This is a genomic window from Sulfitobacter mediterraneus (assembly GCF_003054325.1).
Classification (GTDB): domain Bacteria; phylum Pseudomonadota; class Alphaproteobacteria; order Rhodobacterales; family Rhodobacteraceae; genus Sulfitobacter; species Sulfitobacter mediterraneus.
In genome coordinates this window covers 88,797-109,639 of the sequence record NZ_QBKU01000003.1, presented here as the reverse complement: position 1 = coordinate 109,639, position 20,843 = coordinate 88,797, and the positions used below count along the sequence as shown (strand labels likewise).

Here is a 20,843-nt window from a genome sequence, read left to right as displayed (position 1 = left end):
CGCTGATGTCACTGGCCGAAACCCCTCATTTGGCTGCCTGTCCGGGTTGTGTCGCAGGCCCCCTGCCCGCCGCCGCCCAAAGCGATGCTGCGGGCGATATATTTCATTTGTCCTTGCCGTCGATCCATTGTGCGGCTTGCATTTCAACCGTGGAACGCGGGCTCTTGGGCCGCGCCGATGTGCATTCCGCCCGCGTGAACCTGAACCGCAAACAGGTGACGATCACAGCCGCGCACGGCACCATGCCCGAAGACCTGATTGATCAGCTGACCGATCTGGGGATTGAGGCGCGTATCCTTGATCTGGATGCCTTGGGGCAAGACGGCGACCGCGAAGGGCGCGCCTTGCTGATCCGCATCGCCATCGCGGGCTTTGCCATGATGAATGTCATGTTGATGTCGGTGGCGGTCTGGTCCGGTGCCACGGATGCAACCCGAACGCTGTTCCATTGGCTGTCTGCCGCGATCTCACTGCCTGCCTTGGGATATGCCGCACAGCCATTCTTCCGTCACGCCTGGACCGCCCTGCGGGTGGGCCGCCTGAATATGGATGTGCCGATTTCGCTGGCGCTGATCCTGACGGCGGCGATGTCACTTTATGAGACAGCCGCAGGCGGGCATACGGCCTATTTCGATGCGACGCTGTCGCTGACCTGTTTTCTGCTGATCGGCCGGTACCTTGATCACCGCTGCCGCGCCACGGCGCGATCCGCGGCCAAGGAACTGGCGGCGCTCGAAGTGCCGCGCATCCTGCGCAAAACCGCAGAAGGGCGTGAAACCATCAACCTCAGCCAAGCGCAGGTGGGTGATCCGATCATCGTTTTGCCCGGCGCACGGGTGCCTGTGGACGGTGAGGTGATCGACGGGGTCAGCAACATCGACCGTGCCCTGTTGACCGGTGAAAGCCTGCCGGTGGCGGCCAATGTCGGCGTTCAGGTTAGCGCGGGCGAAGTGAACCTGAGCGGTCCCTTGACGATCCGCGCTACGGCTGTGGGCGAAGACACCAGCCTGCGCCGCATGGTCACAATGATCGACGCGGCGGAATCCGCCCGCAACCGCTATACCGCACTGGCCGACCGGGCCGCCGCTATCTATGCCCCTGCGGTACATTTGCTGGCCCTTGTGACCTTTGCGGGCTGGATCACCTACACCGGTGATTTCCGTCATTCGCTGAATATCGCGGTCGCGGTTCTGATCATCACCTGCCCCTGTGCCTTGGGGCTGGCGGTGCCTGCGGTCTCCACTGCGGCGGCAAGCCGGTTGTTTCGGTCTGGTCTGCTGGTCAAGAACGGCACCGCCATGGAACGGATTGCCGAAACGGACGTGGTGGTTTTTGACAAAACCGGCACCTTGACCGAAGGCCAGCTTGAGGTTGGCGCGGTTGAGACAATGCCAAGTAACACCCGCGCCATTGCGCTGGGGCTGGCGCAATCCTCGACCCATCCAATTTCCCGCGCCTTGGCGTTGGGCTTTGAGTCCCTTGGCACCAAGGCTGCCATTTTGACCGATGTAGCCGAACACCCCGGCAAAGGCGTTTCCGCCCGGATCAACGGGCAAGCCGTCAAGCTGGGCGCGGATCACTTTGTCGGTGCGCAGCCAGAAGGCGGCCATGGTGCATGGTTGCAAATCGGTGATGACGCGCCGGTGTTCCTGCCCTTGCAAGCAACCCTGCGCAAGGGTGCCGAGGACATGGTGGCAGAGCTGCGCAAGAGCGGCACTGAGATGCACCTGATCTCTGGCGACACCCCTGCCGCAACGGATGCGGTGGCACAAGCGCTTGGCATCAACCATGTGCATGCGGGGCAAAGCCCGGCGGACAAGATCGCTTATCTGAACAGATTGGCGGAGAGCGGCAGCAAGGTTCTGATGGTCGGTGACGGCCTGAATGACACAGGTGCCTTGGCCGCCGCCTATGCCTCTGTCGCGCCAGCGGCGGCGGCGGATGCGGCACGGGCAGCATCGGATGTGGTGATGCTGGGCGATACGCTGGCCGCCCTGCCCGAACTGATCACAACATCGCGCAGCGCCAAGCGGCGCATTCTGGAAAACTTCGGCATCGCGGCAGCCTACAACGCCTTGGTGATCCCCTTTGCCATGGCCGGGTTTGTCACGCCGTTGCTGGCGGCGATTGCCATGTCCAGTTCTTCCATCGTGGTCTTGCTGAACGCGATGCGGCTGCAACGGAGGCGCAAGGCATGAATATTCTGTCCATCCTGATCCCGGTTTCGCTGGGCCTTGGCGGCCTGGGCTTGCTCGCCTTTGTCTGGAGCCTGCGGGCCGATCAGTATGACGATCTGGACGGCGCGGCCTGGCGTGTTCTTTTGGATGACGAAACTGCGCCAGTTGATCTTGATCAAAGACAGCCCGATGAAAGCGATTCACAAAAGTCCTCATGATGGATTTTGACACACTCAAGGCCCGTGGCCTTTTTGACCAGCGCCTGCCCCGATACACCAGCTATCCGCCGGCCCCTGCGTTTCATGACGGCATCGGTGCCGATTTTCAGGCCAAAGCGCTTGCGGCGCTGGACCCGGATGAGCCGATCTCGCTTTATTTGCATATCCCGTTCTGCGAACGTCTGTGCTGGTTCTGCGCCTGTCGCACCCAAGGGGTCAGCAGTCTGGCGCCCGTGCAGCATTACATCGCCACGCTTGAGGCCGAGCTGGCCGTGGTGGCCAAACATCTGAAGGGCAAGCAGCGCATCAAACAGATGCATTGGGGCGGCGGCACGCCAACAATCTTGCCACCGGAGTTGATCAAACGGCTGGTCACGGCGATTGATGGTGTGTTCCAACGTGATGAGAACACTGAGTTTTCAGTCGAGATTGACCCAACGCTGGTGGATGCAGACAAGATCACCGCGCTGCGGGCGGCTGGCATGTCGAGGGCCAGCATCGGGGTGCAGGATTTTGCTACTCAGGTGCAGGAATCCATTGGCCGGTTGCAAAGCTACGAACAGACCAAGACAGCCGTTGATCTGTTGCGCGGGGCGGGCATTGCCTCGCTCAACATTGATCTGGTTTACGGGTTGCCGTTTCAATCCGTCGAAGGGTTCGGGCGCACCCTGGATCAGGTAATGTCACTTGATCCCGACCGGATCGCGCTTTTTGGCTACGCCCATGTGCCGCATATGGCCAAACGCCAACAGCTGATCCCTGAACAGGCGCTGCCGGATGATCGCGCCCGCTTTGCCCTGTTCAATCACGCAACGGATGTTTTGACCGGATCGGGCATGACCGCAATCGGGATCGACCATTTTGCCAAACCAACGGACAACATGGCCATTGCCGCCGCCGAGGGCAATCTGCGGCGCAATTTTCAGGGTTACACCGTTAATGGCTGTGGGACCCTGCTGGGTCTGGGGGCCTCTTCCATTTCGCGTTTCGAAAATGGCTTTAGCCAGAACACACCGCAGACCGGCCCCTATTCCAAGATTGTGCGCGGCGGGGAACTGTCCACCGCACGCGGCTATGAACTGACTGGAGAAGACAAGCTGCGCAGCCGGATCATTGAAATGCTGATGTGCGATTATGCCATTGATTATAACGAGTTGGCGCTGACCGATGCGCAACAGGCCATGCTAGCCCCGGCGTTTATGGCACTGCGGGCGGAATGTGCGGGCCTCTACACGGAGGACGCGGAGCGTTTGTCATTGTCGGTTGAGGCACGCCCTTTGGTGCGCCGTTTGGCACATTTCTTTGACACGTTCACCATGGGCAATGTGGGATATTCGCGGGTCTCCTGAGGAGGCTCTTAGGCTTTTTCGGCTCGGGCATTGCTCAGGCCGCGAAAGGATCATCCAACACACCGATCAGCGGCATCAGGAAATCCCCGTTTTCTGCATCCAGCGCATCTGCAAAGAATGCCTCAATCGCATCTGTTGAGGCCTCAATTCCCGCCGCCGTGCCATCAAACAACGCCATTGCTGCGGCGGCTTCTTGCACGGCAGACATGCCTTTGTGAACGGCAAAATAGGCGCCGATATCGGTTTTGACCTCAAGATACTGTTGGTCCTCGGCCTGTTGCGCGATGAACTCTGCGCTGGCGTCCACTGGGGCATCAGCCCGTGCGCCGCGCAGAACCTCAAGGATGAAGTCTGCCCGCTGAACTGATCCGTCATCCAATAGCCCAACCCAAAAGTTCAGGCCTGCCACATCCGGTGTACGGCCAAGAACATTGTTGTAAACGGTTTCGGCAAATTCCAGATTTGACGTACCATCCGGATAGGCCGCACGGGTTTCATCCTGATCAATGAACAGCTTTGCCATGTCATCAAGCGTTGTTCCCTCGGCAAAGGCGGTGCCCCAGAAAAACAGCCCCACCGCATCCGGGGCGCGGTTGAAATAGGCGATATATAGCTCGATCACGCTTTCCATCTGGTCTGCGCTCAGGGCGGCAGGTCCGGCAAAGGCCCGCAGGTCCATGTCGTTGCCATCAAACAGCGGTATGGTGCTGTCAAAGCTCAGAAATTCGATGTCTTGCAGGGTATCCGTGCCGTTGCCGTCCACAGTGCGGTCGGCCAGAACCATGCCACTGCGACTGATGGTGAGGGTATGACTCTGTTGCGCGCCTGCAAATTGGGCCGTGTCCCCCCCTGCACCGCCGTTCAGGTCGTCATCGCCCTGCCCGCCGTTCAATGTGTCATCGCCCGCACCGCCTGATACGTCATCAGGGCCAGTGCTGCCGGTCAGGGTATCATCCGTCGGACCACCTTCGACCCGGTCTTTGACAAGCGGGCCAATGGGGCCAAAGCTGGCACTGGTCAGGGTTTCATCGCTGCCGAAACTGTCCGTGTACGCAATCCGCGCTTCGATAAAGGCGTCCAGATCGGCGGGGGTGAGCGTGTATTCGGCAGCGTCCGCGCCGATGATCATCTCTCCATCGCGCAGCCAGACATAGGCGAAGGCCCCCAATCCATCTGCGTCTGCCACAGCGCTTGTATCAACGCTGAGTGTTTTGCCCACTTCGGCAGTTCCGGTCACGACAACCGCCCCTGTGGGCAGGTCATTGCGGTTTGCCACCGCGCCACTGCTGGCCGAGGTCAGGACTTCTTGTGTGTCAAATCCGTCTTCATAGGTGATCTGCACATGGATTTCGGCGCCAATGTCCGCAGCGCCCAGATCATAGGTTGCGGTTTCCACCGCTGTCTGTTCCACGCCATCACGAAACCAGACAAAGCGGAACGGGCCGATCCCGTCAGCATCGGTGATCCCTGATGTATCCGCAAACAGGGCGCTGCCCTCTTTGGCCATGCCGGTCAAGGTCACGGCACCAACCGGCGCGTCGTTCAGGTTTTGAACAGGTGTTGTGGCCGCTGATGTCACGGTCTCGGCTGTGCCTTGGCCGTCCGTGAAGCTCACCTGTACTTGCAACTCTTTGCCAATATCGGCGGCGGTCAAGTCATAGCTTGCCGCAGTTTGGCCCGGCACTTCCGCGCCATCGCGGAGCCAGACAAAGGCAAATGTGCCCAATCCGTCCAAATCCGCGAGAGCATCCGTTTGGGCGGTCAAGGTGCTGCCTTCTTGCAATGTGCCAGAGACATGGACCGCACCGGTTACCGGATCGTTCACATTTTCAATCAGGTCCGTTGCGCCAGACGTCACAGCTTCGGCATTGCCGTATTGATCATCAAAGAACACCCCTACAGACATGGCGCTGCCGATGTCGGCGGCGACAAGGGTATATTCGGCCTCTGTTGCGCCAGTGAGTGCAACGCCATCGCGCAGCCATTGGTAGTGGAACGGGCCAAGCCCGTCCGGATCGCTGAGCCCGCTGGCATCTGCGGTCAATGTCGCGCCTTCTTTGGCATCGCCGTTGATCACAACCGCACCCGTCACCGGATCGTTGGTGTTTGTCACCGGGCCGGTTGGCTCTGCCAGCAAGACCTCGCTTGCACCAAAGCCGTCGGTGAAATCCAAACGGGCGGAGAAAACCTTGCCAATATCGGCGGCGGTCAGGCCATAGGCGGTGCCGGTGACACCGGTCTCAAGACCATCGGCAATCCAGGTGATCGTGTATGCGCCCAGACCATCGTCGTCGGCCAGATCGTTGACTGCGGCGGTCAATGTGCCACCCTCAACGGCGTTGCCTGTGATGGTCAGCGTGCCTGTGGCCGGATCGTTTTGGTTTTCCACAGCTGCCGTTGCGCCGCTGATCACGGTTTCAACGCTGCCTTGATCATCGGTATATGTCACGCGGACCTGCAAGGTGGCACCGACATCCGCCTGCACAGGCGTGTATTGCGCCCCAGTCGCGCCAGCGATGTCCGTTTCGCCGCGCAGCCATTGATAGGAAAACGCGCCCAATCCGTCTGGGTCCGCGATGCTACCTGTGCCAGCTGTCAACGTGGCGCCTTGTTTGGCCATGCCGGTGATTTGCACCGTGCCCTGCGGCGCATCGTTGACGTTTTGCACAGGGCCGCTTGGGCCGCTGGTTACGGCCTCGCTGGTGCCGTGCCCGTCAACGTAAGACACGCGCACTGACATCTGCGCATCCACGTCCTGTTGGCCCAAATCGTAACTCTGTGCTGTTGCGCCGGTGATCTCTTGCCCATCGCGCAACCACTGATAAGAAAATGCCCCAAGACCATCCCCGTCTGTCACTGCGGATGCATCCACGCCCAGCGTTTCTCCCTGCGCGGCGATGCCGGTCAGGGTGACATTGCCTTGCGGTACGGTGTTGGTGTTTTCGACTGCGGCTGTGGCAGGGCTGGTGACGGTTTCAAGGTGGCCTTGCCCATCGGTATAGCTGATCTGCACAGTGATCGCTGCGCCCACGTCGCCTTGTTGCAACGCATAGCTGCTGCCGGTGGCGCCAGCGATATCACTGCCGCCCCGCTGCCACTGGTAGGAAAATGAACCAAGACCGTCGGCGTCGGACAGACCGTTTGTAATTGCAATCAGGGTTGCCCCTTCTTGTGCTTGACCGTTGATCTGCACCGACCCTTGCGGCGCATCGTTGATGTCTTGCACCACTGCGCTGGCCCCACTGGTCAGACTTTCCAAGGTGCCCTGCCCGTCAACAAAGCTCACCCGGACCGAAATCTGCGTATCGACGTCATTTTGGGTCAATTGATAGCTGGCCGATGTGGCGCCAGCGATTTGTCCGCCATCACGCAGCCACTGATAGGAAAAACCGCCCAATCCGTCGCTGTCAGTCACGCCTGACGTGTCTGCCATCAAGGTCACGCCCTGCAAGGCGGTTCCGGTGATATCGACCGGGCCCTGCGCGACTTCGTTCAGGTTTTGCACAGGATCGGTCGCCGCGCTTGTCACGGTCTCGGACGTGCCCTGCTGATCGGTGTAGCGCACCCGCAACGTGATTTCACGGCCAACGTCGGCCTGCGTCAGGGCAAAGCTGCTGCCGGTTGCGCCGTTGATGACACTGCCGTCGCGCAGCCATTGATAAGACAATGCACCCAGACCATCGGCGTCAGCCAAGGCGTTGGTGCGCGCCGAAAGCACGCTGCCCTCGCGCGCGGTACCATTGATTTGCACGCCGCCCGTGGGCGCGTCATTAACGTTTTGCACAGCGGCAGTGGCGGCGCTGTTGACATATTCGGTGGTACCTTGCTGATCGGTGTAGGACAGGCGCAGGCTTATGGTTTGGTCCACATCCGATTGGGCCAGGCGATAGCTGCTGCCGGTCGCGCCAGAGATCGCCGCGCCGTCGCGCAACCATGTATAGCTGAACGGACCAAGGCCATCGGCATCCGACAGCCCAGAGGTCTGGGCAGTCAACAAGACGCCTTGCCGCGCCGTGCCGTTGATCCCGATGCTGCCCTGAGGCGTATCGTTGACGTTTTGTACTGTGGCCGTCAGGGCGCTTGTCAGGGCTTCGTCATAACCGGCCTGATCTTCAAAACTGACCCGCAGGGAAATCCGGTCGCCCACATCGGACTGGCCAAGGGTATAGCTGCTGCCGGTGGCGCCGCTGATGGCGCTGCCATCACGTAGCCATTGATAGGAAAACGCGCCCAATCCATCGGCATCGGCGATCCCTGCTGTGCCTGCGGTCAGGGTCTGATCCTCACGGGCGGTGCCGCTGATGGTGACAGATCCGGTTGCCTCGGAATTGCCAGCGGGCACATCGCCCTCCAGCTCAATATTGGCGGCGGTCAGTGGTGTGCCGCTTTGGGAGCCGTGGAAGACATCGATGTAAGTGCCATCAGACAACGTCAGCCGTGAGACGTTGGAAAACGGTTTGGTGATCGCGGCAATCGCCGCATTTGCAGTGGCAAAGCCGCTGTCGATCAAACGGATCACTTCGGAGCGGAGATCAAAATCATATACGGTGTTCTGTCCCTCCCCGAGGCCGACAACATAGGTGTCGGTGCCGCCTTGGCCAAACATCACATCCTCGCCCGCACCGCCGCGCAGGGTGTCATTGCCGATGCCGCCCTGAAGCTGATCATTCCCAGCGTCACCAAACAATTCATCCGCGCCGGTCTGGCCAAACAACGTGTCCTGCCCGCTGCCGCCATGCAGCGTGTCATCGCCCAGATTGCCTTGGATCTGATCATTGCCGCCCAGACCGTCGATCAGATCACCAACAATGGTGCCAAATATCGTCTCGCCGCTGCCGGTGGCTATCGCTGGCTGAGATCCTTGCGCCGCAAATCCCGTCACCTCATAGCCGATATCGGCAAGGATGGCTTTGTCCACATCGCTGAGCAATACGCGTGTGCCCGTGGTCAACATCGGATCGAGGGACACGGTATCACCGTCGAACCCTTCTTCGACATGGCTGTGATCATCGTGCAAAGGCACCGCCGCGCCGCCATTGACGGACCGCGCATTGGTTCCTGTAAAGGTTTCACCCGACACCAGCGCATCAAAAGCCCCAGACGTGCCAATGCCAAGGATATGACCGATTTCATGTACCGCGACCGACAGAAAATCGTTCTGCCCCGCAGAAGGCGCACCCAAACCAAAGTGCCAGTTGGTGCCTGTGTCAAATGTCAGTGTACCCGCCCAAGGTTCAAAATCGCTGACCGCACCTTGGCCGCGAAAATCATCGCTGATCCGTGCAGAAAAGATATCGCCGGATGCCGAATAACCCGATGGCCCGGCATATCCCAAAGTTGAACCGCCCAGCGATGCCGCCCCCACGAACACAATCAGATCATCAACCGCCTCGGTCAGAGTGATGGTTTCTTGGGTCACACCATTGGTGGGATTGGTAATGTCGAACGAGATGCCCGCCTGCACGTCTTCAAAGTCATCGCTGATGATGCTTTCCCAAAGACGGGCGGCTTCTTCAAGGGTGGCACGGCGGCTGGCATCCGAGAAAAACCCATTTGTGTCAAAGCGATAGTCAAACTTGATCTCAAACGACATGTCTTAAACCTTTAATCATCAATCAGGCGGCCTCGCGCCCTGCTACACCCGCACGCCCGGCCCTGCTTTGCATCACACCTTCGCAAAACCGGCCTCAAAAACGCCCAAGCGCCTGTGACCATGATCGAAAAAGTTGACGAAAAGATGTTCCAAATCGTGCTTGAGCACAGAAAATAGATAAACGTGACCGCAACGCCAGAGCGGCTTGCGATGTCGGCAAAGATCGGCAGATCGTGCGTCTGCTTCGGCCGATTGCCGCTGGCGGTGCGGGTGGCGTGCCTCAGTCCAGAACCACGGCCACCAGCCCTACAAAATCACCCATTTTGACCAGCCCCGGCACATGGCGGGCGGCCAGAATACCGCTGCGCCCCGCGGTGCAGATCTGCGGTGCCACGCCAGTGCGATCTGCGGGCCAGATGCGGGCAATCGGCTGTCCTTCATTCACTGGATCACCCAAGTCCGCCAGATATTCGATCATCCCGGCATTTGGCGCAAAGTGGAAACAACTGGCATCGGGCATGTCGATGTTAACCGAAGGCGCTTGGCTCATCTCGCCCTGCAAAATACCGCTATGGATCAACAGGTTGTGAATACCTTTGCGGGCGATGGCGACGCTGCGGGCGGTCGACGTGCCCGCGCCGCCCAATTCGGTGGTGACAAAGACCTTACCCTGGTTTTCGACCTCGGTGTCAAACATACCAACGTTGTCGATCTCCAGCATTCGCGCCGAATAGGGTGCGTTGAAGGCCTGCATCGCCGCCATGCAGGCCGCCTCTTGGGTCTTGTCTTCCAGAACATGCGCCGCCGCGAAGGGCAGAAAATCCAGCGTGCTGCCACCCGAGTGGAAATCCAGCACCACATCGGCCAAAGGCACCAGTTGGGCCGCGATGAAATCACAGATCTTGGCAGTGACACTGCCATCGGGCTTTCCCGGAAAGCTGCGGTTCATGTTGGCCCCATCGATGGGCGAACAGCGTTTGCCCGCCGCAAAGGCTGGCATGTTCATCATCGGCAGGATAATCACCCGCCCGGTGATCTGATCGGGGGTCAGTGTCACGGCCAAATTCTGAAGCGCAATTGGCCCTTCGTATTCATCGCCGTGATTGGCCCCCGTCAGCAATGCGGTTGGCCCTGTGCCATTGGCAATCACCGTGATCGGGATCATCACCGACCCCCAAGCGCTGTCATCGCGGCTGTGGGGCAGTTTCAGAAACCCGTGATGCACGCCCTGCGCATCCAGTGGAATCGTGGCGGTGATCGGGTTGGCCGTCATCGTTTCACCCACAATTCACGCGGCGTATTGCACAGGCACTCATGGCCCGCCTCGGTGATCAAAATCGGCTCCGTGATCTCAAGCCCGCCATCGTCGAGCCAAAGCGCGGGCATGAAATGAAAGGTCATCCCCGGCTCAAGCACCGTGGTGTCACCGCGCCGGAATGAGATCGTGCGTTCGCCCCAGTCGGGCGGATAGCTGATCCCGATGGCATAGCCACAGCGGCTGTCTTTCTCAAAACCCGCCTTGTTGAGCGTGGCGTTAAAGGCATTGGCGATATCTTGGGCCTGATTGCCCGGCTTGGCCTGCTCAAGCCCGGCGTCAATGGCATCCAGAACCGCGCTTTCGGCATCTCGGTATTTTTGCGGCACATCGCCAAGGAACAGGGTCCGCGACTGCGGACATTGATAGCGCCGGTGTGCGCCTGCGATTTCAAAAAACGTCGCCTCGCCGGCCTGCATTGGCCGGTCATCCCATGTCAAATGCGGCGCGGTGGCATCAAGGCCGGACGGGGCCATCGGCACAATCGCCGGATAATCCCCCCAATGCCCCTCGGTTCCGCGAATGGCGGTCGCGTAGATCTCGGCAATCAGATCGTTTTTACGCAACCCCGGTTCAGCCAGTTCAAACACACGTTCATGCATCACTTCGACAATCCGCGCGGCGCGGCGCATGTATTCAATCTCGGTCTGCGATTTGACCGCCCGCTGCCAGTTGACGAGACCGGTCGCATCGGCGAACCGCACCTCCGACAATTCATCGGACAAGGTCATATGCGCCTTGGCAGAGTAATAGTAGTTGTCCAGCTCGACCCCGATCCGCGCCTTGGACAGGCCCAATTCGGTCAATAGCCCCGCCAGATCGGACATCGGGTGCTTTTCCGGGTTCTGCACATAAGTGTCATCATAGCCGCGAATATGATCGGCCCCGTCCATGAACACCGTGCGCCCCGCGCCCACCGCATCCATGGCGCGGCCCCACCACACCGGATCACCGGACTGCGTCAGCACCACGCCCTGATAGACGTAGAAGGACCAGCCGTCATAACCGGTGAGCCAAGACATGTTGGACGGATCGCAAACCACAATCGCCTCCAACCCTGCGGCGTCCATCGCGGTGCGGGTTTTGGCAATGCGGCGGCGATATTCATCGTCAGAGAAGTTTTTATCAAATGTTGTCATGGGCTTGTTCCGGTCAATTCCGCGCGGGCCTGTCCCGCCTGACGGGTAGATTTTCCTGATTTGTAGGAATTGACAAGCGCCCATGTTGCACCGACATGATCACCCTTATGAAATCACCACGCCTTGATAAGACCGATATCGCCATCCTTGCCCTGCTGTCGCGCAATGGCCGGATCAGCAAAAGCGATCTGGCCCGCAAGGTCGGGCTGCGGCCCACAGCGTGCTGGGAACGGATGCAGAAGCTAGAGGAAAACGGCGTCATCACCGGCTATCGCGCAGAGTTTCATTTGCGCGCCATCGGCCCGTCGATCACGGTGTTTGTGACGGTCGAGCTGGGCGCGCATCGTGCTGAAAACTTTGACAAATTTGAACGCGAAGTGGCCCGCCATGATGAGATCACAGGCTGCTGGGCCTTGGGCGGCGGATTTGACTATCTGTTGCAGGTGGTGAGCCCCGATATCGACAGCTATCAGCGCCTGATCGACACGCTATTGGATCAACGCGCGGGGGTGACCCGCTACTTTACCTACATCGTGACCAAACCTGTCAAAGACGGCCCGCCGCCTTTTGATCTGCTGAGCGGCGGCTGAGCGCGATCCGACGATTTTTTGGGATCTGAACCGATTTGCCGAAAAATCATCGCCGCGCCGCAGGCTAGGTCAAACCCAATGAGGCAACACATTTGCCAAGGCAAAGACCAAAGGACCGGCCATGACAGACACACGCAGCAACGACCAGCTTAGCCAGTGGGACCACGATCACTTTTTCCACCCCTCCACCCATCTGGGCCAGTTCGCCCGCCGCGAAATGGGCAACCGGATCATTACCGGGGCCGATGGTGTGCATATCACGGATCGTGAGGGCAACCGGTCGCTGGATGCCTTTGCCGGGCTCTACTGTGTGAACGTCGGCTATGGTCGTACTGAAATTGCCGAGGCCATTGCCAAACAGGCGCATGAGCTGGCCTATTATCATTCCTATGTGGGACACGGCACCGAGGCCTCCATCACCCTGTCACGGATGATTGCAGAGCGTGCGCCAGAGGGCATGAACCACGTCTATTACGGGCAAAGCGGTTCTGACGCCAATGAGACCAACATCAAATTGGTTTGGTATTACAACAACATCCTTGGCCGTCCGCAGAAGAAAAAGATCATCTCGCGCTGGCGTGGATACCACGGCTCGGGGCTGATGACGGGCTCTCTGACCGGATTGGGATTGTTCCACAACAAGTTTGATCTGCCGCTGTCGCAAGTGGTGCATACTGAGGCACCCTATTATTACCGCCGAGATGATCTGTCCCAGACAGAGGCGCAGTTTACCGCCCATTGCGCGGCAGAGCTTGAGGCGTTGATTGAGCGCGAAGGTCCAGACACCATCGCCGCCTTTATCGGCGAGCCGGTTTTGGGAACAGGCGGCATTGTTCCGCCCCCCGCCGGCTATTGGGAGGCGATTCAGACCGTGTTGAACAAGCACGATATCTTGCTGATCTCGGACGAGGTCGTGACCGGCTTTGGCCGTTTGGGCAGCATGATGGGCTCAGATCACTACGGGATGAAGCCCGACCTGATCACCATCGCCAAGGGTCTGACCTCGGCCTATGCACCGCTGTCCGGCTCCATCGTGTCAGGCAAGATGTGGAAAGTGCTGGAACAAGGCACCGATGAAAACGGCCCCATCGGCCATGGCTGGACCTATTCGGCACACCCCATCGGGGCGGCGGCAGGGGTGGCCAACCTCGAATTGTTGGACCGGCTGGATCTGGTGGCCAACGCGGGCCGCATCGGCGCGCACCTGAACGCCGCGATGGCGGCGGCATTGGGCACCCATGCCCATGTGGGCGAGATCCGCGGCGAAGGGATGCTGTGCGCGGTCGAACTGGTAAAGGATCGCGATGACCGGATCTTCTTTGATCCGTTCGAGAAAGTCGCGCCGCGGATTGTGGCGCGGATGCTGGAACTGGGCGTGATCGCCCGCGCCATGCCGCAGGGCGACATCATCGGCTTTGCCCCGCCGTTCTGCCTGAGCCAATCGGAGGCGGAGCAGGTTGTTGGTGTGACCCACCGGGCCATCACCGACGTTCTGGGCTGAACATCAAGCGGGCGGCGATCAATCGCCGTCCGCCACCCCAGCCGCCCGTGCCCGCGCCCGCCGTGCACGATAGCTGGGCAGCACCACGAGGATCGCGGCAATCACCAAAAGGCCCAGCGTCATCGGCCGTTCCCAGATGAACCCGATGCCATCATAAAGCTGCATGGAGCGGGCAAAGTTGTTCTCAAGCATACCGCCCAGAATGAACCCGATCAGCAGCGGTGCCAGTGGATAATCGGCAAACTTCAGCGCCGTAGCGCAGATGCCAAACCCGACCAGCAATAGCAGCTCTGTCGCGTTGTTCTGGCCGATGTAGGCCCCCATCAGTGTAAAGAACAAAATAAACGGGATCAGATAGTTGCGCGGGATCGACAGCACCTTGGCGATATAGGGGATCAACGGCAGGTTCAGGATCAGCAGGACCAGATTGCCAATGAACATCGACATGATCACCGCCCAAAAAATCTGCGGCTCATCAATCATCAGACGCGGCCCCGGCGAGACATTGAGCGCAATCAGCGCCCCAAGCAGGATCGCCGTGGTGCCAGAGCCGGGAATGCCCAGCGTCAGCAGCGGCACAAATGATCCGGTGCAGGCGGCGTTGTTGGCAGTCTCAGGCGCGGCGAGGCCTTTGATCGATCCTTTGCCAAATTCTTCCTGCTCTTCTTTGGTGGCGATATTGCGTTCGACGGCGTAGCCGAGAAAGCTGGCGATCGTGGCCCCTGCCCCCGGCAAAACCCCGATAAAGAACCCTTGCAAGGATTGCCGCCCGATCACCGGCGCAATTGCGCGGGCCTCGCTGCGGGTGATGCGCAGGTCTTTGATTTTGCCGTCGCCGCCGCCTTGGGTGGTTTTGGGTTTCAGCACCAGAAACAACGCCTCAGGCAGGGCGAACATCGCCATCGCCAAAGTGATAAAGCCAAAGCCGGATTGCAGGTCCATCACCCCCATGGTGAAACGCGGCAGATTGAACAATGCCCCTTCGCCCACAGTCGCCATGATCAGGCCCAGCACCGTCATCATCATCGCCTTGGCCACCTGCCCCGTGCCCGCAAAGGCCGCGATGGCCGACAGGCCCACCACCATCAGCGCAAAATATTCCGCCGAATGAAACAAAAGCGCCACTGAGGAAAGCATCGGCGCAAAAATCATCAGCAATAGCGCCCCGATTGTCCCTCCGGCAAAGCTGGCGATGGCGGCGATGGTCAGGGCCTTGCCGGCCTTGCCCTGTTTCGCCATCGGATAGCCATCAAAGCTGGAGGCCACGGTGCCCGCCACCCCCGGCGCATTCAGCAAGATCGAAGAGGTCGATCCGCCAAAAATCGCGCCGTAATAAACCCCGGCCAGCAGGATCAGCGCGGCAGAGGGATCGCCCATCGAGATCGCCACCGGGATCATGATCGCAATGATCGACATCGGGCCAAGGCCCGGCAACATTCCGATGAATGTCCCGATCAGACAACCACCAATCACCATCAACAGGTTTTGTACGGAAAGGGCCGTTTGTAGGCCAATCAGAAGTCCTTCGAGCATGTCATCACCCTCCGATAACGCCGGGCAAGGGGCGCATGTAGATGCCCAAGACCTGTTGCACCAGATACCAGACCACCACCGCCGTCAGCACCGAAACCGGCACCATCACATGCCATTTGCGTTCGCCCAGAATGAACGATCCCAGAATGAGAAATGCACCGGTAGAGCCTAGAAAACCAAGCGGGCGCAGGCACAGCGCATAGGCCACCATCAGCGCCAGAAGCAGAACCGCCTGCCCCAGATGATAATCACCCAATCGGCGGTAATCTATCTCGCCAACCTTGGTTTCGCTTTTCTCAAGCCCCAGCAGGATGATCAGTGAGGCAATGATGCCCAGCACCGACAGAACCTTGGGAAAGGTGCTTGGCCAGATGGGATTGCGCTTCATAAAGGGGGCAAGGCTGCCGTCCATTGTGAACCACGCGGTGTAGCCATAAGTCAGGCAAATTCCGAGCAATATCAGTGCGATCCAGCGATCAAGCGCCATCGTCCCATCCCCCCAGTGGTGACGCAGGGCGGCGCACCGCCCTGCCATGTTCAGCGTTTCTTAGAGAAAGCCGAGCTTTTTCATCAGATCGCCGATGACCTTTTCCTGACCTTCGAGGAAAGCGCGGAAATCATCGCCGGAGTTGTGGATGTTGACCCAACCGTTGCGGGCGCGCACGGCTTCCCATTCGGGAGTGTCATACATCTTGGCCAGTGCGTCCTGATACATCGCAACTTTGTCTGCGGGCAGGTCTGGCGCACCAAAGAACCCGCGCCAGTTCACAAAGCTGGTGTCGATGCCCTGCTCCTTCATGGTCATCGCATCCGCCGCGGCGGCCACGCGTTCATCCGCTGTCACGCCGATGATTTTGACCTCGCCCGCTTTGGCCAGATCGACCGCTTCGGAGAACCCTGTCGAAAGCGCGGCGATCTCACCAGACAGCAGCGCCGCCATGGCCTTGCCGCCCGCGTCATAGGGGATATATTTGACGCCAAGCGCGTCCTTGCCCGCCGCTTCCATCACCATGGCCGCAACCAGATGGTCCATGCCGCCGGGGACAGAGCCGCCGCCGATGGCGGTGGCGGAGGGGTCGGCATCATAGGCCGCCAGCAGATCCGCCATCGAATTGATCGGGCTGTCCTTGCCCACAACAATCGCCGCGTAGTCACCGATAGTGCCCGCCACCAAGGTCAGATCGCGAAAGTTATGCGGAAACACACCAGTCAAAGACCGGATCACGATGGGCGTGGAATTGACCATCAGCGTGCCATGGTTGCTTTCGGCGTTTTCGATCAGATAGCCGATGGCCTTGCCGCCGCCGCCGCCTGACATGTTCTCGTAAGATGCAGTGCCCACAAGGCCCGCGCCGGTCAGCGCCTCGCCGGTGCCACGTGCAGTGCCATCCCAGCCGCCACCGGCGCCGCCGGGGATCAAAAAGTGAATGCTGTCGAGCACCTTGTGGCCATCCGCCATCGCAGGTGCGCCAAAGCTAAGCGCCGCAACAGCAGCGCCAATCAGGGCGCGGCGGCCCAGTTTCAATGTGGTCATGTTGTCCTCCCATTTGACATCTGGCCGCAGCACGGCTCAGTTGAAGGGAGGCTAGAACGCCAACCTGACACAAACCTGACACGTCTGAAAAAGGCTCCGCCGCGCGATGAAATTCCTATTGGTCGAAGACAATGCCGAACTGGCCAAGGCGATTTCATCGCGGATGAAGTTCGACGGGCATGTGGTTGATCACGCAGATAAAATTGGCGATGCCATCGCCTTTTCCGAGACCGGCGAATACGATCTGATCCTGCTTGATATCATGTTGCCGGACGGCGACGGGCGCAGCTTTCTCAAACAGCACAGATCGGGCGGACAAGACACGCCGGTGATTGTTCTGACCGCTCGCAGTCAGGTGTCCGACAGAATCAGCATGCTGGATCTGGGGGCAGATGACTATGTGACCAAACCCTTTGATCACGCCGAATTGCAGGCCCGCTGCCGCGCTGTGTTGCGCCGCAAGGCGGGCAAAGGCAAGACCGAGATCGAACTTGGCGGCGCGGTGTTTGATCCGGTGGCGGGCACCTTGCAAATTGGCGGCGCGGCGATTGGCCTGCGCAACAGAGAGCTGCGGCTGTTGGAATTGTTCATGAACGCACCGGGGCAGATTTTTTCCAAGCAAAAGCTGTTTGATCGGCTGTTTTCCATTGATGACGACGCCAGCGAAAACGCGATTGAGGTCTATGTGGGGCGTCTGCGCAAACATCTCGAAGGGTGCGATCTGCGTATCACCACCCTGCGCGGGCTGGGCTATCGGCTTGATCATGGTTGAGGCGGTGCCAGTCTCCGGCTCGCTGCGCGGGCGCCTAATGATCACCCTCATCGGCGGCGCGGCAGTGCTGGCGCTTTTACTGTTTCTGGCCTTGCGCAGCTATGCCGCGCAGGTGGCGCAGGAAGGGCAAGACAGCATTCTGCGCGCCTCTGTGGCCTCGATCCTTGATGCCGCCGTATTGCGGCGCGGGCAGGTTGAGATCGACATCCCATATGCGTCGTTTTCCATGCTCAGCACCGCCTCGGATGATCGGGTGTTTTACGCGGTGCATCAGGATCAGACATTGGTATCGGGTTATGAGGGGTTGTTGCCCGCCGCAGACGGCGGTGCGGCGCAAGATGGCTTTCAAACCATTGATTTCCTGAATACTTCCCTGCGTCTGGCGACCGCATCGCGGATGTTGGTGGGGGAAAGCGACCGCACGCGGATCACAGTCTCCGTGGGCCAGACCCAAGATGCACTGGCCGGGACGCTCAACCGGATATCGCGCAATGCGGCCTATTTTGGCGCGGGGTTCTTTGCGCTGGCGGTGGTGCTGTCGCTTTGGGCCACATCCGCCACCATTGGCCAGCTCAAACGGCTGACCACGTCTGTGGCGCGGCGCGGCCCGCAAGATCTCAGCCCGTTTGCCAAGCCGGTGCCGTCGGAAATGTTGCCGCTGGTGCGGTCGCTCAATTCGCTGATGGGGCGGTTGGATCAATCGCTCAATCAATCGGAGGATTTTATCGCCGAGGCCGCGCACCGCGTGCGCACCCCGTTGGCCACTGTCCGTTCTTACGCCGAGGCAACACTGCAACGGGTCAACCGAGGAGAAAACCGCGAGGCGTTGCGGTCGATGATCCGGGCCATTGACGAAAGTTCCCGCGCGGCAGGACAGTTGTTGGATCATGCGATGATCACCTTTCGGGCCGATCATCTGGACAAGCAAGACATTGATTTGGTTGAATTGGTGCAAGATCTGGTCCTGCGCCTGACCCCTGTAGCCGACATGCGAGATGTCGATCTTCGGGTGCATGGCGCGGCGCAGCTGCCCTATTCGGGTGATCCGATCCTGCTGCAAAACGCGGTCCGCAATGTGATCGACAACGCGCTGAAATATGCCCCAACCGAAAGCGCGGTGGACATCAGCCTGAGCGATGAACCACTGCCCCAGATCCAGATTTGCGATCAGGGTCCGGGCTTTCCGCCTGCCGAGATGGACACGTTGGCATCTCGGTTCAAACGCGGCAACAACGCCGAAGGGATCATCGGATCGGGGCTGGGCCTGACCATCGCGCAGGATGTGGCCGTCGCCCATGGCGGCACATTGACCCTGACCAACCGGGTGGAGGGCGGCGCATGCGTATCCTTGCAGCTTTAGCATTGTGGATTTGGCCATTGTTGGCGACCGCGCAGGAATGGGAAGACCAGCAACGGTTCGAAGGCACCGAGGCCACCCGGACCCTGCGGGTTTTGTCGAGTACCGACACCTCGTTCTTTGCGCCCATTATCCAGCGGTTTTTGCGCGAACAAAGCGGTTGGGCCATTGAATATTTCGTGCACAGCACCGCCGAAATTGACACACGGTTTCGCGGCAACCCAACGGAGTATGATCTGGTGATTTCAAGCGCAATGGATTTGCAATTGAAACTGGCGAACGATGGCTTTGCCGCGCAAATCAATGACATAGATCATCCCGATTGGGCGCAGTGGCGACAAAGCCTGTTTGCCTTTACCACTGAACCGGCGGCGATAGTGATCAACCGTGCGGCCTTTGCCAGGCAGGACATTCCCCAAACCCGGCAGGACTTGATCCGTGCCTTGCGGGCCCGCCCAGAGGTCTTTCGCGGGCGTTTGGGCACCTATGACGTGCGCCAATCCGCGCTTGGCTATCTGTTTGCCACGCAAGATGCCCGCGCGTCCGAGACATTCTGGCGTTTGATGGAGGTGATGGGCGGGCTGGATATCCGCCTATATTGCTGCTCGGGCGAGATGATAGATGATCTGTATACCGGCAAGATTGCCGTGGCCTATAATGTTCTGGGCAGCTATGCGCTGGCGCGGCGTGACACCCATGATGCGCTTGAGATCATATTGCCGTCGGATTTTCCCACCACGATGATGCGCACGGCCTTTGTGCCAAGCGGGGCCAGCAACGCGCAGATGGGCGCAGAATTCATCCGCTATCTGATTGCGCTACAATCCATGGCCGCACCCGAGGATTTCCCCCTGCCGCCGCTCAACCTTGAACAGGGCAGCATCGCGCAATCCACCATAGCGCTGGAACCTGCCTTGATGACCTATCTCGACCGGCTCAAGCGGCGCACGTTTCTCAAGGAATGGGAAAGCGCGATCATTCAGGATCGCTGAACCTGCGCCTCAGGACTTGCCGCCAAAGCTGGGAACGCGGCCTGTAACCAGTGACCACAGGACAACCACCATATAGGCAAGGCAGAGCACGACAAGCGTGGTCCAGACATAGGTCAGCACCGCCGCTGCAACGACCGCCACACCCACAAGGAAGTATTTCACATTGTGACGCGAGACCTTGGTGGTTTTGAACGACCATGTCGGCACGCGGCTGATCAGCAACAGACCAATCACCACCATATAGGCGCAGATCACCAGCCCCGGCAGGACCAGCGTATTGGGAAAGGCAAAGGTGGCAAACATCGGCAGCAGCACCAAAAGCGCCCCGGCGGGGGATGGCACGCCGGTGAAATGCGGGCTGGGCGGTTGATCGGTTTCGGCTTTGCTGGACACGTTGAACCGCGCCAGCCGCACCACGCAGCAAACCGCAAAGACCAGCACGGAAAACCACGCGGCGCTGTTCATATCTTGCAGCGCCCAGAAATAGAGGATGAGCGGCGGCGCAATCCCGAAGTTCAGGAAATCTGCCAGCGAATCCAGCTCAGCGCCCATGGCGCTGTCACTGCCCAACAGCCGCGCCATGCGCCCATCGAGGCCATCCAGAACACCGGCGACTACAATCAGCTGCACCGCAAAGACAAAATTGCCCTGAACCCCGAACCGGATGGCTGACAGACCGGCACAAATCGCCGCGATGGTCAGCATGTTCGGGATCAGCTGAACCAGCGAAAAGTCACCCTTGGTCTTTTCAGGAAGATCGCCCATCCGTTTGC

Annotated in this window: 15 protein-coding genes; 8 read left to right on the top strand and 7 right to left on the bottom strand. The window is 59.6% G+C overall.

Going from position 1 to position 20,843, the window contains the following annotated elements:
* The first annotated feature begins 5 nt into the window (after positions 1 to 5).
* From C8N31_RS05720 to hemN, 3 genes are read left to right on the top strand one after another with little or no spacing between them, the layout of a single operon-like run.
* Positions 6 to 2,198, top strand: a complete 2,193-nt coding sequence (locus tag C8N31_RS05720; protein ID WP_025048419.1) for a heavy metal translocating P-type ATPase — start codon at positions 6 to 8, stop codon at positions 2,196 to 2,198.
* Positions 2,195 to 2,395 carry a cbb3-type cytochrome oxidase assembly protein CcoS gene (ccoS, locus tag C8N31_RS05715; protein WP_025048420.1) on the top strand — a complete coding sequence of 67 codons (201 nt, stop codon included), beginning with the start codon at positions 2,195 to 2,197 and terminating at the stop codon, positions 2,393 to 2,395. Before C8N31_RS05720 ends, ccoS begins: the two co-directional genes overlap by 4 nt.
* Complete coding sequence (gene hemN / locus C8N31_RS05710) at positions 2,392 to 3,744, top strand: oxygen-independent coproporphyrinogen III oxidase (RefSeq protein WP_025048421.1); 1,353 nt, start codon at positions 2,392 to 2,394, stop codon at positions 3,742 to 3,744. Before ccoS ends, hemN begins: the two co-directional genes overlap by 4 nt.
* Positions 3,745 to 3,778: 34 nt before the next feature.
* On the opposite strand, the gene C8N31_RS20470 is transcribed toward hemN, so the two are convergent.
* From C8N31_RS20470 to C8N31_RS05695, 3 genes are all read right to left on the bottom strand, one after another.
* Positions 3,779 to 9,337 (bottom strand): DUF4214 domain-containing protein, encoded by a 5,559-nt coding sequence (locus C8N31_RS20470; RefSeq protein WP_025048422.1) that lies wholly within the window; start codon positions 9,335 to 9,337, stop codon positions 3,779 to 3,781.
* A gap of 280 nt (positions 9,338 to 9,617) precedes the next feature.
* Complete coding sequence (gene doeB / locus C8N31_RS05700; protein WP_025048423.1) at positions 9,618 to 10,610, bottom strand: N(2)-acetyl-L-2,4-diaminobutanoate deacetylase DoeB; 993 nt, start codon at positions 10,608 to 10,610, stop codon at positions 9,618 to 9,620.
* A complete protein-coding gene (locus tag C8N31_RS05695; RefSeq protein WP_025048424.1) occupies positions 10,607 to 11,791 on the bottom strand; it encodes a M24 family metallopeptidase in 1,185 nt (394 codons plus the stop codon). The genes doeB and C8N31_RS05695 overlap by 4 nt, the downstream gene beginning before the upstream one ends.
* 107 nt (positions 11,792 to 11,898) lie before the next feature.
* On the opposite strand from C8N31_RS05695, the gene C8N31_RS05690 reads away from it, so the two are divergent.
* Positions 11,899 to 12,381 (top strand): Lrp/AsnC family transcriptional regulator, encoded by a 483-nt coding sequence (locus C8N31_RS05690; protein ID WP_025048425.1) that lies wholly within the window; start codon positions 11,899 to 11,901, stop codon positions 12,379 to 12,381.
* 121 nt (positions 12,382 to 12,502) lie between these two features.
* Positions 12,503 to 13,882 (top strand): aspartate aminotransferase family protein, encoded by a 1,380-nt coding sequence (locus tag C8N31_RS05685; RefSeq protein ID WP_025048426.1) that lies wholly within the window; start codon positions 12,503 to 12,505, stop codon positions 13,880 to 13,882.
* 18 nt (positions 13,883 to 13,900) lie between these two features.
* On the opposite strand, the gene C8N31_RS05680 is transcribed toward C8N31_RS05685, so the two are convergent.
* Genes C8N31_RS05680 through C8N31_RS05670 form a run of 3 tightly spaced genes read right to left on the bottom strand, consistent with a single transcriptional unit; the run spans position 13,901 to position 16,949 of the window.
* The gene (locus C8N31_RS05680; protein WP_025048427.1) at positions 13,901 to 15,415 is read right to left on the bottom strand and encodes a tripartite tricarboxylate transporter permease; all 1,515 of its coding nucleotides are present in this window, start codon (positions 15,413 to 15,415) and stop codon (positions 13,901 to 13,903) included.
* A gap of 4 nt (positions 15,416 to 15,419) precedes the next feature.
* Positions 15,420 to 15,902: a tripartite tricarboxylate transporter TctB family protein gene (locus tag C8N31_RS05675; protein WP_025048428.1), complete on the bottom strand. Its 483-nt coding sequence runs from the start codon at positions 15,900 to 15,902 to the stop codon at positions 15,420 to 15,422.
* A 60-nt stretch (positions 15,903 to 15,962) separates the two neighbouring features.
* Positions 15,963 to 16,949 carry a Bug family tripartite tricarboxylate transporter substrate binding protein gene (locus C8N31_RS05670; protein ID WP_025048429.1) on the bottom strand — a complete coding sequence of 329 codons (987 nt, stop codon included), beginning with the start codon at positions 16,947 to 16,949 and terminating at the stop codon, positions 15,963 to 15,965.
* Between the two features lie 106 nt (positions 16,950 to 17,055).
* Here C8N31_RS05670 and C8N31_RS05665 point away from each other — a divergent pair, with 106 nt between their 5' ends.
* Genes C8N31_RS05665 through C8N31_RS05655 form a run of 3 tightly spaced genes read left to right on the top strand, consistent with a single transcriptional unit; the run spans position 17,056 to position 20,070 of the window.
* Positions 17,056 to 17,721, top strand: a complete 666-nt coding sequence (locus C8N31_RS05665) for a response regulator transcription factor (protein ID WP_025048430.1) — start codon at positions 17,056 to 17,058, stop codon at positions 17,719 to 17,721.
* Complete coding sequence (locus C8N31_RS05660) at positions 17,714 to 19,081, top strand: sensor histidine kinase (RefSeq protein ID WP_025048431.1); 1,368 nt, start codon at positions 17,714 to 17,716, stop codon at positions 19,079 to 19,081. The genes C8N31_RS05665 and C8N31_RS05660 overlap by 8 nt, the downstream gene beginning before the upstream one ends.
* A complete protein-coding gene (locus C8N31_RS05655) occupies positions 19,060 to 20,070 on the top strand; it encodes an ABC transporter substrate-binding protein (RefSeq protein WP_025048432.1) in 1,011 nt (336 codons plus the stop codon). Before C8N31_RS05660 ends, C8N31_RS05655 begins: the two co-directional genes overlap by 22 nt.
* Before the next feature lie 9 nt (positions 20,071 to 20,079).
* Here C8N31_RS05655 and pssA read toward each other — a convergent pair whose 3' ends face one another.
* Entirely contained in the window at positions 20,080 to 20,835 is a 756-nt protein-coding gene (gene pssA / locus C8N31_RS05650; RefSeq protein WP_025048433.1) for a CDP-diacylglycerol--serine O-phosphatidyltransferase, read from the bottom strand.
* Positions 20,836 to 20,843: the final 8 nt, after the last annotated feature.